This is a genomic window from Sphingomonas sp. H160509 (assembly GCF_024124765.2).
GTDB lineage: Bacteria > Pseudomonadota > Alphaproteobacteria > Sphingomonadales > Sphingomonadaceae > Sphingomonas.
In genome coordinates, this window is sequence record NZ_JAMXSR020000002.1 from 555,172 (window position 1) to 573,142 (window position 17,971).

Sequence of the window (17,971 nt, forward strand, 5' to 3'; positions counted from 1 at the left end):
GTCAGCCGCGTTCGGGCTCGGCTGCCGTCTCGCGTTCCACAAGCCAGGTCGCGAACGGCGTGGCTTCCATCGGGCGCGCGAACCAGAAACCCTGCGCCTCCTCGCAACCGAGCTGCGTCAGGATCGCGGCTGCCTCTGCGGTCTCGATCCCCTCGGCCACCACGCGGTAGCCAAGCTTGTGCGCCAGCCCGATCATCGTCTCGACGAGGACGAAATCGGGCCCGGCCGCTTCGGTGAGGTTGCGCATGAAGGCCTGGTCGATCTTCACGATCCGCGCGGGCAGGCGCTGGAGATAGGCGAGGCTGCTGTGTCCAGTCCCGAAATCGTCGATGGCCAGGCAAATACCCGCTTCCGCCAGTTCGCGCAGCATCGCCAGCGCTTGGTCGGGCTGGTCCATGATGGCGCTTTCGGTCAGCTCGATCTCTAGCCGCTCGGGCCGCAGATCGCGCTTGAACAAGGCCAGCTGGATCCGGTCGATCAAGTCGGCCTCGCCGAGATTGGCGGCGGAGATGTTGACCGACAGGACCGGCGCGATCCCGGCGAAATTCCAGGCCGCCATCTGATCCATCGCCGCATCGATCACCCACTGCGTCGTCGCGCGCGCCAGCGAGGTCTCTTCGATGATCGGGATGAACTCGGCGGGCGATACCTCGCCCAGTCGAGGGTGCCGCCAGCGCAGCAACGCTTCCGCGCCCAGGCACCGTCCCGTCGCGAGCTCGATCCTTGGCTGGTACACCAGTCGCAGCTGGTCGCCGGCTTCGAGTGCGGCGCCGAAATCCTGCAACAGGCCATATTGCCGGCGGTGGGCGATATCGTTGGCGGGCGAATGCAGTGCAATCGCGCCATCGGCGTTGCGCGCGTCCTGTGCCGCGCTGGCCGCCCCCCTCAGCACGTCGTCGGCCGAAACGCTGCCGATGACGAACGACCGGACGCCGATCGCGACGTTCGTGACGAAGCGTACCGACGACGTGGCATGCATCGTCTCGAAGCTCGACCGGAGCAGCGAAACATAGGCCAACTCCTCGACACCCGGCGGTGAGATGAACGCGAACTGCGCGCTGCCAACCTGATAGGCGACACGACCGGGCCCCAGCGCCACGCGCAGCGCCTGCGACGCCTCCCGGATGAAATCGTCGACGCGAGCGACGCCCAACGCACGCACGATCCGGCTGATCTGATCTTCGCGCGCCATGTCGACCACCACCGCGAACCGGTGCTCGCCCGGATGGTCCCGCTCCAGGTCCATCAGGTCGTCGCGGAACTGGTTCCGGGTCGGCATGCCGGTGACCGGATCGATTCTTCCGAAGGCGTGCTGCAGCTCGATCTGCGCCATCACCATCGCCGCCAGATCGACCAGCGCGGCAAGCTCGGCCTCGGTCGCCTTGCGCGGTTCGGTCCCCAATACGCAGAGCGATCCGAGGCCGTAGCCCTCGCTGGTGACCAACGGCGCGCCGGCATAGAAACGCGTTCCGGCGCGACCGAGCACGCTGTCGGCGTAACAAGCGTCGGCTTGGAAATCCTCGATGACGAGCGGCTGGGTCGACTCGGCGACCTGCGCGCAGGGCGCCTTGTCGCGCGGGATGCTGCGATGCTCGACGCCGACGCGCGACTTGAACCATTGCCGGTCGCGATCCGTCAGCGACACCGCAGCCACCGGCAATCCGAAGATCTGGCTGGCCATCCGGGTTATCCGATCGAATCCCTCGCTGGCCGGGGTATCGAGCAACTTCAGCTGGTACAGGGCGTCCAGCCGAGCCTCTTCGTGATGGTCGCGCACACGATTCCTTTCACGTTCCCCTCTATAATCAAAACCTTAATGGTTTAATCCATGTCAGAGTAGATAAATGAAACCTAAGTTTATCTAGCGCTACTCGGGCGGGGCCCCGTTTAGTCTGGACTAGCGCCGCCCGGCCCCTATTCTGTTGGCGGGGAGAGCGGGCATGCGATTTGCGAGACTGTGGGCGGCGCTAGCGATCGTCGTCGCGCCGGTTGCCGCGTTCGGGGGCGATACGCCACACGTCACGCTTGCCACGCCCAACATCTCGGACGGCGCGATCACGCGCTTTACCGTGCGGTTCAGCGACGCGATCGTCCCGCTGGGCGATCCGCGCGCCGCCTCGCCGCTGAAGGTCGACTGCGCGGTGTCGGGCGAAGGGCGCTGGGTCGATCCGCAGACCTATGTCTGGGACTTCGCGCAAGGCCTGCCCGGCGGAACGCGCTGCACGCTTGCGACGCGCGAAGGACTCAAAAGCGCGGCGGGCTACGGCGTCGATGCGGAGAGCTTCACCGTCGATGCCGGCGGGCCGATCGCCCGCGCGGTGCTGCCCGGCGAGGGGCGATATCGAGGAGGACCAGGTGTTCCTGGTCGCCGCGAACATGCTTGCGACGCGTGAATCGATCGCCGCCAACGCCTATTGCGCGGTCGACGGAATCGGCGAGAAGATCGCGGTGGACGTGCTCGCGCCAGATTTGCCGGGCAAGCTGCTCGCCGGGTTGGGAAGCAACTACTCGGTCACCAATTTTCTCGAAAGCGCCGGGCTGCCCAAGACGGTCCCCGCCGACACCGCATCGCGCCAGCGTGCGCTGGCCGGCATTACGGCGGTAAAATGCCGGCGCCCCCTGCCGCCGGGCCGCGACATGGCGCTGGTGTGGGGCGCGAACATCGCCAGTGCAGGCGGCAAGCTCGCCGGCGCCGATCAGCGTTTCGACTTTACCGTTCGGAAACCCTTCACCGCGCGGTTCGAATGCTCGCGGGTCAACACCGCGGCGGGATGCAGCCCGGTCGAGAAGGCGTATCTGCGGTTCTCCGCGCCCGTGCCGATGAGTGCGGCGACGCAGGTTCGGCTGACGCTCGCCGATGGCAAGTCGATCGCGCCCGTGTTCAGCGACGAGGAGAAGACCCGCGCGACGATCGAGCAGGTCACGTTTGCCACACCGTTACCCTTTGCGACGCGTGGGACGGTTGCGATCCCCGCCGACCTCAAGGACGAAAGCGGTCGCATCCTCGCCAACCGCGAACGCTTCCCGCTCGAGGTGAAGTTCGACGAGGCCCCGCCGCTCGTCAAGTTCGCGGCTGATTTCGGGATCCTCGAAGCTAAACAGGGCGGCGTGCTGCCCGTCACCGTCCGCAACGTCGAGCCTTCGCTGCAAGGCCAGACCGCGGGCATCGGCGGTCAGCGGCTGCGCGTGGGCGGTACCGACGGCGAGATCGCCGCGTGGCTGCGGCGCGTCGAGGAGGCGGGCAAGACCGACTACCAGACGATCGAGCGCAAGGGTGCCGAGCCGCTCCAGATCAACCATACTGGCGAGAAGCCGCTGCTGTTCGGGAGCGGTGGCGGCGGGGCAGGGGGGGGGGGGGGGCAGGCGATCCGTTCAAGCTCGACCTGCCGGGCAAGGGCAAGGACTTCGAGGTCGTCGGCCTGCCGCTGGGCAAGCCCGGCTTCTACGTCGTCGAACTCGCCAGCCCGACGCTGGGCCGTGCGCTGCTCGGTCGCGACGTGCCGCGCTATGTTGCGAGCGCCGCGCTGGTCACCGACCTCGCGGTGCATTTCGAATGGGGGCGCGATCGCTCGCTCGCCTGGGTCACGCGGCTGTCGACGGGCAAGCCGGTGGTGAACGCCGTCGTGCAGGTCAGCGACAGTTGCACCGGCAAGCCGCTCGCACGCGGCGCAACCGACAAGAGCGGCGGACTGATGGTCGCGCGCGGCCTCCCCGAACCCGAGACCTATGGCAGTTGCAAGGGCGAGGGCTCGCCGCATCCGTTGATGATCTCGGCGCGCAGCGGCGACGATTTCAGCTTCACGCTGACCGACTGGGGTGAGGGCATCCGGCCGTTCGACTTTGACCTGTCCTATGGCTATTCGGCGGCGACCGACATCATCCACACCGTGTTCGATCGCGCTCTGGTCCGCCAGGGCGAGACGATCCACATGAAGCACATCCTTCGTCGTCCCGACGCGCGCGGCTTTTCGTTGGCGCCCGGCTTTACGGGCACGCTCCGGCTGTCGCATCGCGGTTCCGACACGCAGTTCGAGATGCCCGTGACGATCGATGCGAATGGCACCGGCGAAACCGTCTGGACCGCGCCGAAGGGCGCGCCAATGGGCGATTATGACCTCGTTTTCGTGGTGGGAGACAAAACGACGGAATCCGCGCAGTCGTTCAAAGTGGACGAATATCGGCTGCCGACGATGCGCGCGAGCGTGACCGGGCCGAAGACCGCACTCGTAAAACCGCGCACTGCGCAGCTCGATCTGTTCGCCGGCTATCTTTCGGGCGGTGGCGCACCTGGCCTGCCCGTCGATGTCCGCATCGGCTGGTTCGCACACAGCGCTACGCCTGACGGATACGACAAATACAGCTTCGGCGGCGAACCGATCACGGAGGGCGTCAAGCCGCTCGACGGCGAAGGCGAGGATGCGAAAACCCCGCTGCCCCCCACCCAGATGCTCCCCGCAACACTCGGCAGCGACGGCACGCGCCGGATGACAGTCGACATGCCGCGAACGCTGCCCGGCACGACCGATATGCAGGTCGAGATGGATTACCGCGATGCCAATGGCGAGACGCTGACCGCCTCGAAATCGATCCCGATCTACGCCTCGGGCGTGCAACTTGGCGTCGCTACCGATGGCTGGATGATGCGCGTGGACGATCTGCGGCTGCGCTTCGTCGCGCTTGATACCGACGGCAAGCCGATCAAGGGGCAGAAGCTGTCGGTCGCGCTCTACAGTCGCCAGATCCTGACCGCGCGGCGGCGGCTGATCGGCGGGTTCTACGCCTATGACAACCGGATGCGGACGACCAAGCTGTCGGCCTCGTGCAGCGCCACCACTGATGCGCAGGGGCTCGCGCAGTGCAAGGCGGATCCAGGCGTGTCGGGCGAAATCTACGCGGTCGTCACCACCACCGATGCCGAAGGCAACGTCGCGCGCGCGGTGAAGTCGGTGTGGCTCGCCGGGAACGACGACGGGTGGTTCGGCGGCGATAATGGCGACCGGATGGATGTCGTTCCCGAGAAGCTCACCTATGCGTCGGGCGAGACCGCGCGGTTCCAGGTACGGATGCCGTTCCGCTCGGCGACCGCGCTGGTCAGCGTCGAGCGCGAGGGGGTGTTGTCGAGCTTCGTGACCGAATTGTCGGGCAAGGACCCGGTGATCGAGGTGCCGATGGACGCCGCCTATGCGCCCGACGTCTATGTCTCGGTGCTGGTCGTGCGCGGCCGTGTCGAGAGCGGGTTCTGGAGCTGGATCCACCGGATCGCGCGGACGCTCGGGCTGTCGGATACGCCCGAGGACGCCGCCGAGCCGACCGCGCTGGTCGATCTCGCCAAGCCCGCCTACCGCCTCGGGATCGCCAAGGTGAAGGTCGGCTGGGAGGGCCATACGCTCGCCGTCGCGGTCAAGGCGGACCGCGAACGTTACGCGCCGCGCGCGACGGCCAATGTCGCGATCCAGGTGCGGAAGCCCGATGGCAGCCCGGCACGCGAGGCCGATGTCGCGTTCGCCGCGGTCGATCAGGCGTTGCTGCAACTCGCACCGAACGACAGCTGGAACATCCTTGACGCGATGATGGGCGATCGCCCGCTGTCCGTCCTGACCGCGACCGCGCAGATGCAGGTCGTCGGCAAGCGGCATTATGGACGCAAGGCACTTGAAGCGGGTGGCGGCGGTGGCGGCGGCGACCTGTCGGGGCTCAACCGCGAGAATTTCCAGCCGGTGCTGCTGTGGAAGGGCCATGTCCCGCTCGATGCGCAGGGGCGTGCGCGCGTGTCCGTGCCGCTGTCGGATGCGCTGTCGTCGTTCAAGCTGGTCGCGATCGCCACCGATGGTGCGCAGGCGTTCGGCACCGGCAGCACCGACATCCGTACCGCGCAGGATCTGTCGCTCTATGCCGGGATGCCGCCGCTGGTCCGCTCGGGCGATTTCTACGGCGCGCGGTTCACGCTGCGCAACGGATCGGACCGTGCGATGACGGTCACGGCGAACGTCGACGTCTTCCCACGGATCGCACAAGGCAAGCCGCTGACCGTCACCATTCCCGCGGGTGGGGCGGCACCGGTGGCGTGGAACCTCACCGCGCCGTCCGGAGTCGATACGCTGCGCTGGACGGTGCGCGCGAGGAGTAACGACGGCCGCGCGACCGATCAGGTTACGGTGACGCAGGACGTCATCCCCGCGGTGCCGACCGAGATCTGGGCGGCGACGCTCGCGCAGGTCGGGGAGAATACGCTGATCCCGATCGCGCCGCCGATGGGGGCACTGCCGGGTCGCGGCAGTGTCGACATCCGCCTTGCCGATACGCTGGCGCCGTCGCTCGCCGGGGTCCGCGACTATATGAGCCGCTATCCGTTCAACTGTTTCGAACAGCGGCTGTCGCGGATCGTCGTGCTTGGCGACATGGCGGGCTGGGCGACGCTGGCGGGCGAGATCCCGACCTATCAGGCGCCCGATGGGCTGCTCCGGTATTTCCCCGGCGACAGCCTGCAGGGGTCGGAGGCGCTGACCGCCTATGTCCTGTCGATGACGGGCGCGGCGAACCTGTCGCTGCCGCCGGTCCAGCGCGCGCGGATGATCGAGGCTATGAAGGCAGTGCTCGACGGGCGCTTGCGGCATGAGGATTATGGCGACGTCCGCCTGACCAAGGTCGCCGCGCTGGCGGCCTTGGCGCGGCAGGGCGAAGCGACGGCGGCGATGTTCGGCCAGATCGGCATGACGCCCGCGGAGATGCCGACCGCGAGCCTTGCCGACTATATCACCGCGCTGACGGCGATCCCTGGTGCGTGGACCGAAGCGAAGGCGCAGGCCGAGGCGGTGTTGCGCACGCGCCTCGTGTTCGAGGGCACGCGGCTCGATCTGTCGGACTCGGCCAACGCGTCGTGGTGGCTGATGTCGTCGGCGGACGAGGCGGCGAACAAGGCGACCGCGGCGGTGCTCGGGCGGCCGGGTTGGCAGGACGATGCGCCGCGCCTGATGGTCGGCACGGCGTTGCGCCAGTCGCGCGGGCATTGGGATACGACCACCGCCAACGCCTGGGGTGCGATCGCCGCGCGGCGGTTCGCGCAGGTCTATCCGGCGCAGGCGGTCACGGGCACGACGATGCTGTCCTACGCAGGGCGGAGCGTCGCACGCGGCTGGCCGATGGCGGAACCCGCGCGGACGGTATCGTTCCCGCTGGCCGCCGCCGGACCATTGCGGTTGGCGCAAGGCGGCGGGGCCGGGCCGTGGGCGACCGTGTCGATCTCGGCGGCGGTGCCGCTGCGGCAACCGCTGTTCGCCGGCTATCGCCTGACGCGCAAAGTCGATGTCGTGCAGGCGCGCAACCCAGGGCGGCTGACGACGGGCGACGTGCTCCGCGTGACGCTGTCGGTCGAGGCGAGCGCCGAGCGCAACTGGGTCGCGATCAGCGATCCGGTGCCCGCCGGCGCGACGGTGATCGGCGATCTCGGCGGCCAGTCGCAACTGCTCCAGCAGGGCGGCGCCAGCGACGGCGAGGGCGGCGGTCCGAGCTACGTCGAACGCGGACGCGATACGTGGCGCGCCTATTTCGCCTGGCTGCCCAAGGGGACCACTACCGTGACGTACACGCTGCGGCTCAACGGCGCCGGCCGGTTCCAGATGCCGCCTAGCCGAGTCGAAGCGATGTATTCGCCCGCAATTCGCGCGGCGGTGCCGAACCAGACGATGGTCGTCGCGGATCGATGAAGCAGCGCGCGGCGCTTGTCGGATTGCTGGTGCTGATCCTGGCCGCGGTCGGGTTCGACTGGGCGACATTCCCGCCGCCGCTGCCGGGCTATGCGCAGGTGCGCGCTGCGTGGAAGCCGTCGGAGGCGTGGCTGTACGATCGCCACGGCGTGCTGATCGACAGCGCGCGCGTCAATTTCGCCGCGCGTCGGCTGGCGTGGGTACCGCTCGACCAGATCGCGCCGGTCGTGCCCACCACCGTCGTCGCGGCGGAGGACGTCCGCTTCCGCAGCCATGGCGGGATCGATTGGCTGGCGATCCTCGGATCGATCCGGTCGCGCACGAAGGGCGAGCGGGGCAGGGGGGCGAGTACACTCTCGATGCAGGTCGCCGCGTTCCTGTCGCCGACGCTCGCAATGCCCGGTGCGCGCGGCTGGCGCGACAAGCTCCGTCAGATGCGCGCGGCCCGATCGCTGGAGATGACCTGGAGCAAGGACCAGATCCTCGAGGCTTACCTGAACCTCGCACCGTTCCGCGGCGAGGCGCAGGGGATCGGTGCGGCGGCGCTGTCGCTGTTCGGCAAGACCCCCCGCGGCGATGGCGCGCGACGATGCGCTGCTGCTGACCGCGCTGCTCCCCGATCCGCAGGCGCCCGCCCCTCGCATCGCCACGCGGGCCTGCCGATTGGGGGGGCGCGGGCGACTGTACGCGGTTCGCGAGCGAGGCCGCGTCGATGCTCGGGCCGGTGCGGACGCTGGCGCTCGATCCGGGCCTCGCGCCGCATCTCGCCGATCGCCTGCTGACCAAGCCCGGCCTGCGGATCACCACTACGCTCGATGCCGCACTGCAGCGCACGGTTGCCGCCGCGCTGCGTCGCCAACTGCTCGGGCTTGGCGGATCGCGCGCGCGCGACGGTTCCGCGGTGGTGATCGACAATGCGAGCGGCGACGTGCTTGCCTATGTCGGCGGGATCGGCGGCGCATCGACCGCCCCCCGCGGTCGACGCCGCCAACGCCTATCGCCAGGCCGGATCGACGCTGAAACCGTTCCTTTACGCGCAGGCAATCGAGCGCGGATACCTGACCCCGGCGTCGGTACTCGACGATTCCCCCGTGCAGCTCGATACCGCGTCGGGGCTGTACGTCCCGCAGAACTACGATCGCGGGTTCAAGGGACGCGTATCGGTGCGCAGCGCATTGGCAGGGTCGCTCAACGTGCCCGCGGTGCGGACGCTGCTGCTGGTCGGGGTCGAACCGTTCCGCGATCGGCTGTGGGATACGGGCTATCGTGGCCTCGTCGAGGACGGAGATTATTACGGGTTCAGCCTCGCGCTCGGATCGGCCGAGGTGACGCTGCTCGAACAGGCCGACGCATACCGGTCGCTCGCGAATGGCGGGCGCTGGTCGCCGCTGCGGCTCACCGCCGACGCTCCCCGCGGCACACCCCGCCCGGTCACGACCCAAGCCGCAGCCTGGATCGTCGCAGACATGATGGCCGACCCCAACGCCCGCGCCGCTACCTTCGGCCTCGATTCGGCACTACGCCTGCCGTTCTGGACCGCGGTGAAGACTGGGACCTCGAAAGGCATGCGCGACAATTGGTGCGTCGGATTCTCGCGCCGCTATACGGTTGCGGTCTGGGTCGGGAACGTCGAGGGCGACCCGATGCGCGCGGTCTCCGGCACCAGTGGCGCGGCGCCGGTCTGGCGCGACGTCATGCTGGCGCTCGGACGCGACGACGAACGCGGGCCGCCCATGCCCGCCGGCGTCGAACGCCGCCGCATCGCGTTTGCCGATGCGATCGAGCAACCCCGCATCGAATATTTCCTCCACGGTACCGGCCAGTCGCTGATCGCCGCCGCGCCAGCCACTGCGCGCCGCGCCCGGATCGTCAATCCCGCTTCGGGCAGCGTCTACGCGATCGACCCCGACATTCCCGCCGACCGCCAGCGCCTCGCGATCGAGACCACCGGCGACGTTCGCGCCCACCACGTGTTCCTCGACAACCGCGACCTCGGCCCCGCCGCTCAGCAACTGCTGTTCTTCGCGCCTCCGGGACGGCACCGATTGCGGCTCGTCGACGCAGCCGGTCGCGCCACGGACCAGGTGATCGTCACGATCCGCTGAGCGGGACCGTTCGTTTTTCTCCGCCAGGTCAGCGAACGGCGGTTGAGGACGGCAAGATCCACCTCTCCGGCAAGCGCTGCCTTGGCCAGCTCAATGGCGCGGTCCAACAGTGCGCGGTCGGCGTGCGCGTAGGCGGGGCGGGCTGGTATGCGGTCATACCATACGCCGTCGCACGCATTGTCGAGGAAGATGCGCTGGAAGCAATGATCCGCCACGACCGGCCAGCGGCGTGTACGCGCCACCGCCGGCAAGCTCTCGCGGGTAAGTTTCAGCCATCGAGCTTCGGCAGCAGAACGGTCTTCGGACTCCATTCGGTCGGAACGATCGAAACCCGAGAAGGTCGCGCCGTCCGCTACCGGATCGATCGGTCACCGCTCGGCGGCGGTCGAAGCGTTGCCGCTGCGGTCGAACACGATCAGCGTCGGCGCGTCGGCAACGAACGTGTCGAGCACCCCGTCGGCGATCTTGATTGGCCCGTCGAACCGCGTCGCGCCGGAAATGCTCTGGATCGCCGCAGCTTCGGCGGCCATCCGCTTGGCATCGGCGAAATACCGTCCCGCGGCGCTGCTGCCGTGATCGGCCGCGTCGAGGCCTGCCGCCGTCAACTGGAGCGCACGTCCCCAACGCTGCATCGCGTCCAGCCACGGCCGCGACTGTGCCGCGAAACCCGGATCGACCGTGCCGGACCGGATGATGTCAGGCGCATTCGTGATCTCGTTGGCACGCGCGGTCAGGTCCGCAATGGCTTTGCGCCGCGCCGCCGCATCGCCGCCGGCCAGCGCCTCCCGCACGCGGTCCAGCGTCGCCTTCAATCGCGGCGCCTGCTCCTGCCAGGGCTGGCTGCCGAAGGTCGGTGCCATGTGCTGCGTATCGAAGAACGTCAGCAGCGCCGCGGTTGCGCGCTCGTCGCCGCCCGCCAGTTCCCGCGCCGAGAAATGCCATGTCCGTTGCGCATCATACGCCTTGTCGTTCCAGCCGAACGCGGCGACGCCGGTCACCGCCGGGCGGCTAGGGGCCTCCTGGTTCATCGGGTTCGAAAGGATGCCGGTCAGCTCGCCCGACAGCCCCGCCTCGCGCCGCGTATAGGGCGCCATCAACAGCCGACCCGTGGTCTGCGCATAATCGTTGACCGGATAATTGTCCCACAACAGCGTCTTGCGACCGAACGCCTTGGTCGCTGCCTTGGCGTCGGGGATCGAGATCGCCGGCGGCACGACGTCGGTACCGGTCCACTGCACGACGATCCGCGGATCGAGATGCTTCCGGAGCGCCGCCTTGTACGGCGTTTCCTTGGCATCGTAATACTCCGTCGGCACCATGATTAGCGCCCGCGCCGACGGGTCCTTGGCCGCGAGGTTGGCCTGCACCGCATTCAGCAATTGCGACTGCGCGATGCCCGCTGCTTCCGCGCCCGACGGACCGAACGCCGCCTTGTCCTTCTCGCAATTCCACTTGGTGTATTCGATGTCGTCGAGCGCGACGTAGAAGCTGCCGACGCCGATCGATCGCATCGCGTCGAACTTGCGCTCCAGCGCCTGCACGTCCGCAGGATCGGAGAAGCAGACCGACGGCCCCGGCGAGACCGCATAGACGAAGTCGACATGGTTCCGCCGCGCCGCCGTCGCTAGCGTCCCGAGTGCCTTCAGCGTCGCGGCAGGATACGCTTCCCGCCAACGATCGCGCGCGTACGGATCGTCCTTCGGGCTGTAGACATAGGTGTTCGCCTTGACCGTGGCGAGGAAGTCGAGATGCTTGGTGCGGTCCGCCATCGACCACGGCGCGCCGTAGAATCCCTCGATCGTGCCGCGGATCGGCATTGCCGGATGATCCTGGATTACCAGCGCCGGGATCGCCGACCGCCGGGCAAGCTGGCGAAACGTCTGTGCGGCATGGAACAGGCCGTCCGCATCGTGCCCGGCCAGAGTGACGACGCCACCCGATGCCGAAGCAAGGCTCGCGATCGTATAGCCCTCCGTATGGCTGTCGGCCACCGCGCGGCTGCGGGCGAGCGCATCGCGGACGATCGGTGAGGCGGCGGTCCCGAGTACGACATACGTCCCGCCGATGACCGAGGGCAGACGTCGGGCGGTCATGATCGTCTCCACACCCGATGTCGTGAGGATGCTGCGGACGAGCGCGATCGTGTCGGGATCGACGCCCGGCGCTGCGATCAGCGATACCGAACGCCCGACCTCGATCGTCCCAGACCCGAGCTCGATCGAGGTCGGCATGGGGAACAGTGCGGGCATCGTCACTGGACCAGCCGAAGCCGATCCCGCGACGAGACTAGCCAGGCTCGCGGCAACCATCAGCGAGGGCACGAGGCCGAACTTGCCAATCTGTCGCGTCATGCTCGTCTCCGGTATCATAATGGTATTATGACCCAGGGGATACGATAGCGGCGGGACGACCGCAACCCGTACGGAAACCCCTCAGCGGCTGGCGAGCATCGCCGCCATCTTCGGCCGGACGCCGACCCCGTCGAGCTTGTAGCTGACCATCACGCCGATATGGTCGGACAACATGGTCTGGTCGCCAGCCCGACCGAATGGCGCACTAACGGCGGTTGGTTTCACCGACAGCGCATCCGACGCCCGGTACATCAGCCAGTCCTTGGCACGACCGGTCGAGGTCGCCACGTCGGCGGCTTGCGTCACCAGGCATGTCGGGGTCGACCGGCACCGCTGCTCGCCGCCCGTCAGCGGCATCGCCCCGCCGAACATGTGCTGCGCGAAATACGCGCGGCGCCCGATATCCTGCCCGACGTTGAAGTCGCCCGCCACGAGCAGCGTCTCGTGCGGCCGTTCCATCGAGCCGATGAACGCGCTCAACAGGTCGATCTGGCGCTTATACGCATAGAGCGCGCGGGGCTCGGATACGCCGGTGGCGCCGTTCGAGTTCAGGTGTGTGTCGATCACCGTGACCGGTCCGGCCAGTCCGGGAACCGCGATCATCGCCGCCATCGCGCCCTTGTTCGCGAGGCAGTCATAGCCGGCACAGACGGGATAGCTGATCCGCCGCACCGCGAGGATCGGATAGTCGGAGAAGATCGCGAGTCCGCTGTCGACATGCTTGCCGACCTGTTCGCCGCGGAACATGCTGCCGGCGGATACGAAGCTGCGATCGGTCGGCGTTTCGGCCGTCGCGGCGGCGTCGGCGGAAGCACCGAACGCGATGTAGCGATAGCCCGCGGCGGCACCGATCGCCTTCGCGTCGGGCACGAACGCTTCCTGCAACGCGACGATCCTCGGCTGGTGCCCGGCGGCTCGCATCGCCTTCAGTTGCGCGGCGATCGCCGACAGCGATGCTGTCCGATCCTCCGCGATCGGCCAGGGCAGGCCGTGCACATTGTAGGTCATGACCGACACCGTCGATTCCGCCCCGCTCGCGGTTGCAGACGATGCGGTTGCTGCGAGCAGCGCGAGGGAAGCGGCAAACCGACCGAGACGACGCGAAACCATTGGCGATCCAATTTCTGTATGTGCGGGGGAGACGCCACGGTCCGGCCGAAACCGCACCTGCCCGGGCATATTTATGACGATGTCAGCGCTTCAGCGGCGCGAAAGAGAACAGTCCGCTTCGGTAGTTCATCACCACCGTCGTCGGCGTGATGCCGGCATGCGCGACGACCCGCGCCGCCTCCGCGCTCGGTTTGGAATGGCCGAGGCCGCGGATTGCCGGCAAAACCGATGCCGTCGTGCAGGAGGCTGAACCCGTGACCGCCGCTGCGGGCATGGACGACGCTGAGCGCATACGCACCCTCGCCCGGAACGCGCAGGCACAGCCGTGCCGGACCTGATGCCGGAACCGGGATCACCGCGCGGCGGAACGTCTTGCCCTGCGCCACCAGCACATTGTCGTCGGCCAGGAACTCGCCTTCGACTGCGGGATAGATTTCGGCGCGCAAATTGCCCGCGCGATCCTTCAGCCCCCTCGACGGTCACGACGATCGCCGGGCCCGCCTCGTGCGGCCGGCACTGCGCCGCCGCAGTCCCCAGCGCAGGCGTCGACGCGATCTGCGTTGCGGCGAGGGCCAACAGCGCGACGATCATTGGTTATGCTCCGGATTGAGAAGTTCGACCGCGGTCAGCGCCGCGCCGAGAAGGAGGTGCGTGACCAGCCAGAGCGCGGCGATCATCGTCAGCATCGCGGCGACGTTGGAGGCCTGCCCGACGGTGAACGCGACGAGACCGGCAAAGACGATGTCCTTGTTCGGCAACAGCGGCAGGCGCGAGACGAGCAAACGCAACGTCGCCAGCACGAACCACCAGGCGAGCGGTGCCGCGGGCAGCGCGACCGCCCAGAGCGCGGCGGCGAAGACCGTCGTCGCGACGATCCGCAGCAGGTGGATGACCGCGATCCGGCCGAGCTCATCGCGGGGCAACGTGAAGAGCCGCTTGCGCATCACGAGCGCGACGACCGACGGCAAGGCGATGCTCGCGGCGGACACGATCATCACCTTGGCATCGGTGCCGAGGTTCAGCGCGACCAGCGACTGCCAGCTGACTGCGGCGAGTACCAGCGTGCAGACATTGGCGACGACCGCGGACAGGATCGACACATCCTTGATCGCGCCGAACGGGGTGCCGACCAGCGACGCGTGCCGCCGCGCCCATGCGTAGAAGTACAGCTCGCCGGAATAGCCCGCGATGATCTCGTTGCTGATCCGCTTACGCAACAGCGCGAGGAACCCGCGCGGCGGCAGGTTCCACAGGCGGCGGTAGATCACCCACTCGCTCGCCGGCAGCGCGAGATAACAGGCCGCGAACAGCAGCCAGAACAGCGGCGAGCGCGGCACCATCGCGATGACGCCGCGGACGTCGAGATAGCGCAGCTGCCACAACGCCGCGATCAGGATCACCGCGGACAGCAGCGGCGTCAGGCCCCGCGCGACGATCCCCTTGCGAACTTCGATCGTTTTCAGCGGAAGCTTGGGGGCGGGCAGGGCCGCGTGGTTGAGGGCGTTGCTCATGCCACCCTGCGCCGTACGGCGACCGGGACGGCAATCTGATTTCCATGACGCAGCGATGCCGCGACGGCGGGGGAGCCGGTATGTGTCATGGGGTCTGGACGTCACCGCATCGCAGCATCCGCAGCCCGAAAAATTCGTCACAAAAATTAATCTTGGCGGACTGCGGTTCGGATCCCGCGGTGCCGTCTCCGGGGCATGTGTGTACCCCAGCCCTTTGGATCTGCATCGTGACCGCCTTGATAAGGGGCGTGCGTCCGCCGTCACCGGAACGGCGCCTCATCGTGTCGATCCACGATGTCTCGCCGGCATTCGCCGACCCCATCGAGCGGCTCGCCGAGATGATCGGCGCGATCCTGGGCGAGCCGCGGTTCGCGATGCTGGTCGTCCCCGATCACTGGGGGGCGGCGCCGCTCGATCGGACGCCGGCGTTCGCGCGCCGGTTGCGCGAATGGGCCGATGCGGGTGTCGAGATGTTCCTCCACGGCTGGTTCCACCGCGACACCAGCGTGCACCGCAGCAAGGCGGCGTCGATGAAGGCACGCTACATGACCGCGGGCGAGGGCGAGTTCCTCGGGCTCAGCGCGGACGAGGCCGAATACCGGATGCGCGCCGGACGCGATATGGTCGAACAGGCGATCGGCGGACCCGTCGCCGGCTTCATCGCGCCGGCGTGGCTCTACGGCCCGGGCGCGAGGTCGGCGCTGAAGGCATGCGATTTCGCGCTCGCAGAGGATCATTTCCGGGTCTGGCGTCCGGCGAACGACGCGGTCGTCGCGCGCGGTCCCGTCATTACCTGGGCAAGCCGATCCCCCGCGCGCACCGCCAGCTCGCTCGCGGTCGCCGCCGCCGCGCGCACGCTCCCGGACTGGCTCCCGACGCTGCGCGTGGCCGTGCACCCCGGCGACGTCACGAAGGAGTCGCTGATGACCAGTATCGATCGGACCATCCGGTGTCTGGCGGGTCGCCGCACGGTTGCCCGCTATGCCGATCTGTTGCGGGGCGCAGCTATGTCGGAAGGGGAGGGCCGTCATGAAGATCGTTGATGTCTCCGCCTTCTACACGCCCAGCGGGGGCGGGGTCCGGACCTATGTCGATCGCAAGCTCGTCGCCTTCGCCGAACGCGGGCATGAGATGGTCGTCGTCGCACCAGGCGAACGCGACGGTGAGGAACGTCGCGGCCCGAACGCGCGGATCCGCTGGGTACGCTCGCTGCGGTTTCCCCTGGACCGATCGTACCGCTATTTCTCCGATCGATCGGCGCTGCACCGCGTACTCGACGAAGAAAATCCGGACCTCGTCGAAGTCTCGTCGCCATGGCGCAGCGCGTCGTTGGTTGCGGACTGGAAAAGCGAACGCGGTTCCGGGGCGCGGCTTGCGTTGATTGCACATGCCGATCCGCTGGCGGCCTATGCGTATCGCTGGTTCGGCGGCGTCGCCTCGACGCAGACAATCGACCGCGCGTTCGACTGGTATTGGCGCCACTTACGTCGCCTCGACCAACGCTTCGACATGATCGTCAGCGCAAGCGACAGCCTCAGCAACCGGTTGCGCGAGGGTGGACTGCAGAAGGTGCTGACCGACCCGATGGGCGTCGAGCCGGGACAGTTCTCACCGGCGCTGCGCGACATGACCGTGCGTCGCGAGATGTTGGCGCTATGCGGCCTCCCGGAAGACGCGATGCTGCTGATCGGCGTCGGACGCCACGCGCCGGAAAAGCGCTGGCCGATGATTGCGCAAGCCGCGACGATCGCCGGCGCGCAGGTACCGGTAGGTCTGGTCATCGTCGGAGGCGGATCACGCCAGCGTCCCGTGATCGAGGCGATCGACGGCAATCCCCACGTTCGCCTGCTCGAACCGACCACCGACCGTGCGGCGCTAGCGCTGATGATGGCGAGCGCGGATGCCTTGATCCACGGATGCGAGGCGGAAACCTTCTGCTTCGTCGCCGCCGAGGCGATCGCGTCGGGCCTGCCGCTGATCGCCCCCGACCGCGGCGGCGCCGCCGACCTCGCGCGCAAATCCGGTGGCGTCCTGTATCGGTCCAGCGACGCGCTGGCCGCGTCAGACGCGATCCTTTCGGTCGCCCGCAACAGTCGTACGCCACGCGCGGCAGCCCCGGTCCGCACGATGGACGATCATTTCGACGCGCTGCTCGCGCTGTACGCGAACGAGGATCTGGTGAGGGAGAGAAGGATCATGTCGATGACCGCGACCCATTTCGCCCTGCAACCGATACACGTCTCGGATCACGATCCGGTCTGGGGAGCCGAGCCGCCCGAAGCGGCGGTGCCGCTCTGCGATTTTCGGGGCGACGGACGCCTGATCGACGCCTTCGTACACCCACGCTCCGCCTGGAGCTGTCCGCTGTTCTACCTTGCCATTCCGGCGTATGCGGTCCTGGCCTTTGCTGCCGCGGCGATCCGCCTGTGGGACCGCGTCGGGATTGTACCGAACCACTCAGCGCGCTGACCTGACGCCGACGGTCTTATTTTTCAGGGCGACATCCCGGACGGGCAGGAGCAAGACGCTCTTCGAGCGACGATGAGCCTCGGAGGAATGCCGTAGACGACCCCGATACAGTGCAGCCCTCGGGTACGTCCCATGGCCTGTCCGCCGTACTCGCTGCCAACCGTGGCCGGCTCGTCCGGTTCTTTACGGCGCGGACGGGCAGCGTCGCGGAGGCCGAGGACGTCGTGCAGGAAATCTGGCTACACATGGCGCAGCCGTCGCTGGCACAGGCAACGGGACCGATCGCCAATCCGCTAGCGTATCTGCACCGCGTCGGCATGAACATCGTGCTCGACCGTGTCCGTGCGAATGGCCGTCGTCAGCGTCGCGACATTGGCTATGTCGACGCGACGACGTCGGTCGTCGGGGTGGAGGCGGTCGACGATGCGCCCTCCGCATTCGACGCGGTCGCCAGCCGCGAGCGGTTCGATCGGCTGGCCGCTGCGCTGTCCGGCCCTCCCGAGGGTGCGATGCGCGTCTTTCGTCGCCACCGTGTCGACGGCGTGTCCCACGCCGACATCGCCGCCGAACTCGGTATCTCGCGAAGTGCTGTCGAAAAACACATCGCCGTCGCTCTCCGACATCTGAGAAAGGCGTTGGATGAATGATTTAGAGGGGAGGGCTGCGGTTCGATCCGCGCCGCGGCGTCTATCAAGCGGTCCGATATTCATCGGGAGAGGTTT

General features: G+C 67.9%; 11 protein-coding genes and 1 pseudogene. 7 read left to right on the forward strand and 5 right to left on the reverse strand.

Annotation, left to right across the window (positions count from 1 at the left end; translation table 11 throughout):
• Nucleotide 1 precedes the first annotated feature (1 nt).
• On the reverse strand, nt 2–1,777 hold the full coding sequence (locus tag NHF48_RS04335) for a putative bifunctional diguanylate cyclase/phosphodiesterase (RefSeq protein WP_253070383.1): 1,776 nt from the start codon (nt 1,775–1,777) through the stop codon (nt 2–4).
• 163 nt (nt 1,778–1,940) lie between these two features.
• On the opposite strand from NHF48_RS04335, the gene NHF48_RS24660 reads away from it, so the two are divergent.
• From NHF48_RS24660 to pbpC, 4 genes and pseudogenes are all read left to right on the forward strand, one after another.
• Nucleotides 1,941–2,393 (forward strand): hypothetical protein, encoded by a 453-nt coding sequence (locus NHF48_RS24660; RefSeq protein WP_342454570.1) that lies wholly within the window; start codon nt 1,941–1,943, stop codon nt 2,391–2,393.
• On the forward strand, nt 2,356–3,615 hold the full coding sequence (locus NHF48_RS24665; protein ID WP_342454571.1) for an Ig-like domain-containing protein: 1,260 nt from the start codon (nt 2,356–2,358) through the stop codon (nt 3,613–3,615). The genes NHF48_RS24660 and NHF48_RS24665 overlap by 38 nt, the downstream gene beginning before the upstream one ends.
• Entirely contained in the window at nt 3,498–7,703 is a 4,206-nt protein-coding gene (locus tag NHF48_RS04340; RefSeq protein ID WP_342454572.1) for an alpha-2-macroglobulin family protein, read from the forward strand. Before NHF48_RS24665 ends, NHF48_RS04340 begins: the two co-directional genes overlap by 118 nt.
• Nucleotides 7,700–9,808, forward strand: a pseudogene (pbpC, locus tag NHF48_RS04345) (penicillin-binding protein 1C). The gene NHF48_RS04340 and the pseudogene pbpC overlap by 4 nt, the downstream one beginning before the upstream one ends.
• 368 nt (nt 9,809–10,176) lie before the next feature.
• On the opposite strand, the gene NHF48_RS04350 reads toward pbpC, so the two are convergent.
• The 4 genes from NHF48_RS04350 to NHF48_RS04365 all read right to left on the reverse strand — a co-directional run bounded on the left by NHF48_RS04350 (nt 10,177) and on the right by NHF48_RS04365 (nt 14,780).
• Nucleotides 10,177–12,159, reverse strand: a complete 1,983-nt coding sequence (locus NHF48_RS04350) for a beta-N-acetylhexosaminidase family protein (RefSeq protein WP_253070384.1) — start codon at nt 12,157–12,159, stop codon at nt 10,177–10,179.
• 81 nt (nt 12,160–12,240) lie between these two features.
• Nucleotides 12,241–13,269 carry an endonuclease/exonuclease/phosphatase family protein gene (locus NHF48_RS04355; protein WP_253070385.1) on the reverse strand — a complete coding sequence of 343 codons (1,029 nt, stop codon included), beginning with the start codon at nt 13,267–13,269 and terminating at the stop codon, nt 12,241–12,243.
• A gap of 71 nt (nt 13,270–13,340) precedes the next feature.
• Nucleotides 13,341–13,715, reverse strand: coding sequence for a hypothetical protein (locus NHF48_RS04360; RefSeq protein WP_342454573.1), 375 nt, complete (start codon nt 13,713–13,715; stop codon nt 13,341–13,343).
• 141 nt (nt 13,716–13,856) lie between these two features.
• Nucleotides 13,857–14,780 carry a hypothetical protein gene (locus NHF48_RS04365; RefSeq protein WP_253070386.1) on the reverse strand — a complete coding sequence of 308 codons (924 nt, stop codon included), beginning with the start codon at nt 14,778–14,780 and terminating at the stop codon, nt 13,857–13,859.
• 281 nt (nt 14,781–15,061) lie between these two features.
• On the opposite strand from NHF48_RS04365, the gene NHF48_RS04370 reads away from it, so the two are divergent.
• From NHF48_RS04370 to NHF48_RS04380, 3 genes are all read left to right on the forward strand, one after another.
• Complete coding sequence (locus tag NHF48_RS04370) at nt 15,062–15,823, forward strand: DUF2334 domain-containing protein (protein WP_253070387.1); 762 nt, start codon at nt 15,062–15,064, stop codon at nt 15,821–15,823.
• Nucleotides 15,810–17,249, forward strand: coding sequence for a glycosyltransferase (locus NHF48_RS04375; protein WP_342454574.1), 1,440 nt, complete (start codon nt 15,810–15,812; stop codon nt 17,247–17,249). The genes NHF48_RS04370 and NHF48_RS04375 overlap by 14 nt, the downstream gene beginning before the upstream one ends.
• Nucleotides 17,250–17,359: 110 nt before the next feature.
• On the forward strand, nt 17,360–17,896 hold the full coding sequence (locus tag NHF48_RS04380; RefSeq protein ID WP_253070388.1) for an RNA polymerase sigma factor: 537 nt from the start codon (nt 17,360–17,362) through the stop codon (nt 17,894–17,896).
• The last annotated feature ends 75 nt before the right edge of the window (nt 17,897–17,971 follow it).

Coding starts and splice junctions, on each gene's coding strand:
- NHF48_RS04365 (WP_253070386.1), bottom strand. CDS start 14,780: ATGAGCAACGCCCTCAACCACGCGGCCCTGCCCGCCCCCAAGCTTCCG.
- NHF48_RS24660 (WP_342454570.1), top strand. CDS start 1,941: ATGCGATTTGCGAGACTGTGGGCGGCGCTAGCGATCGTCGTCGCGCCG.
- NHF48_RS04375 (WP_342454574.1), top strand. CDS start 15,810: ATGAAGATCGTTGATGTCTCCGCCTTCTACACGCCCAGCGGGGGCGGG.
- NHF48_RS04355 (WP_253070385.1), bottom strand. CDS start 13,269: ATGGTTTCGCGTCGTCTCGGTCGGTTTGCCGCTTCCCTCGCGCTGCTC.
- NHF48_RS04350 (WP_253070384.1), bottom strand. CDS start 12,159: ATGACGCGACAGATTGGCAAGTTCGGCCTCGTGCCCTCGCTGATGGTT.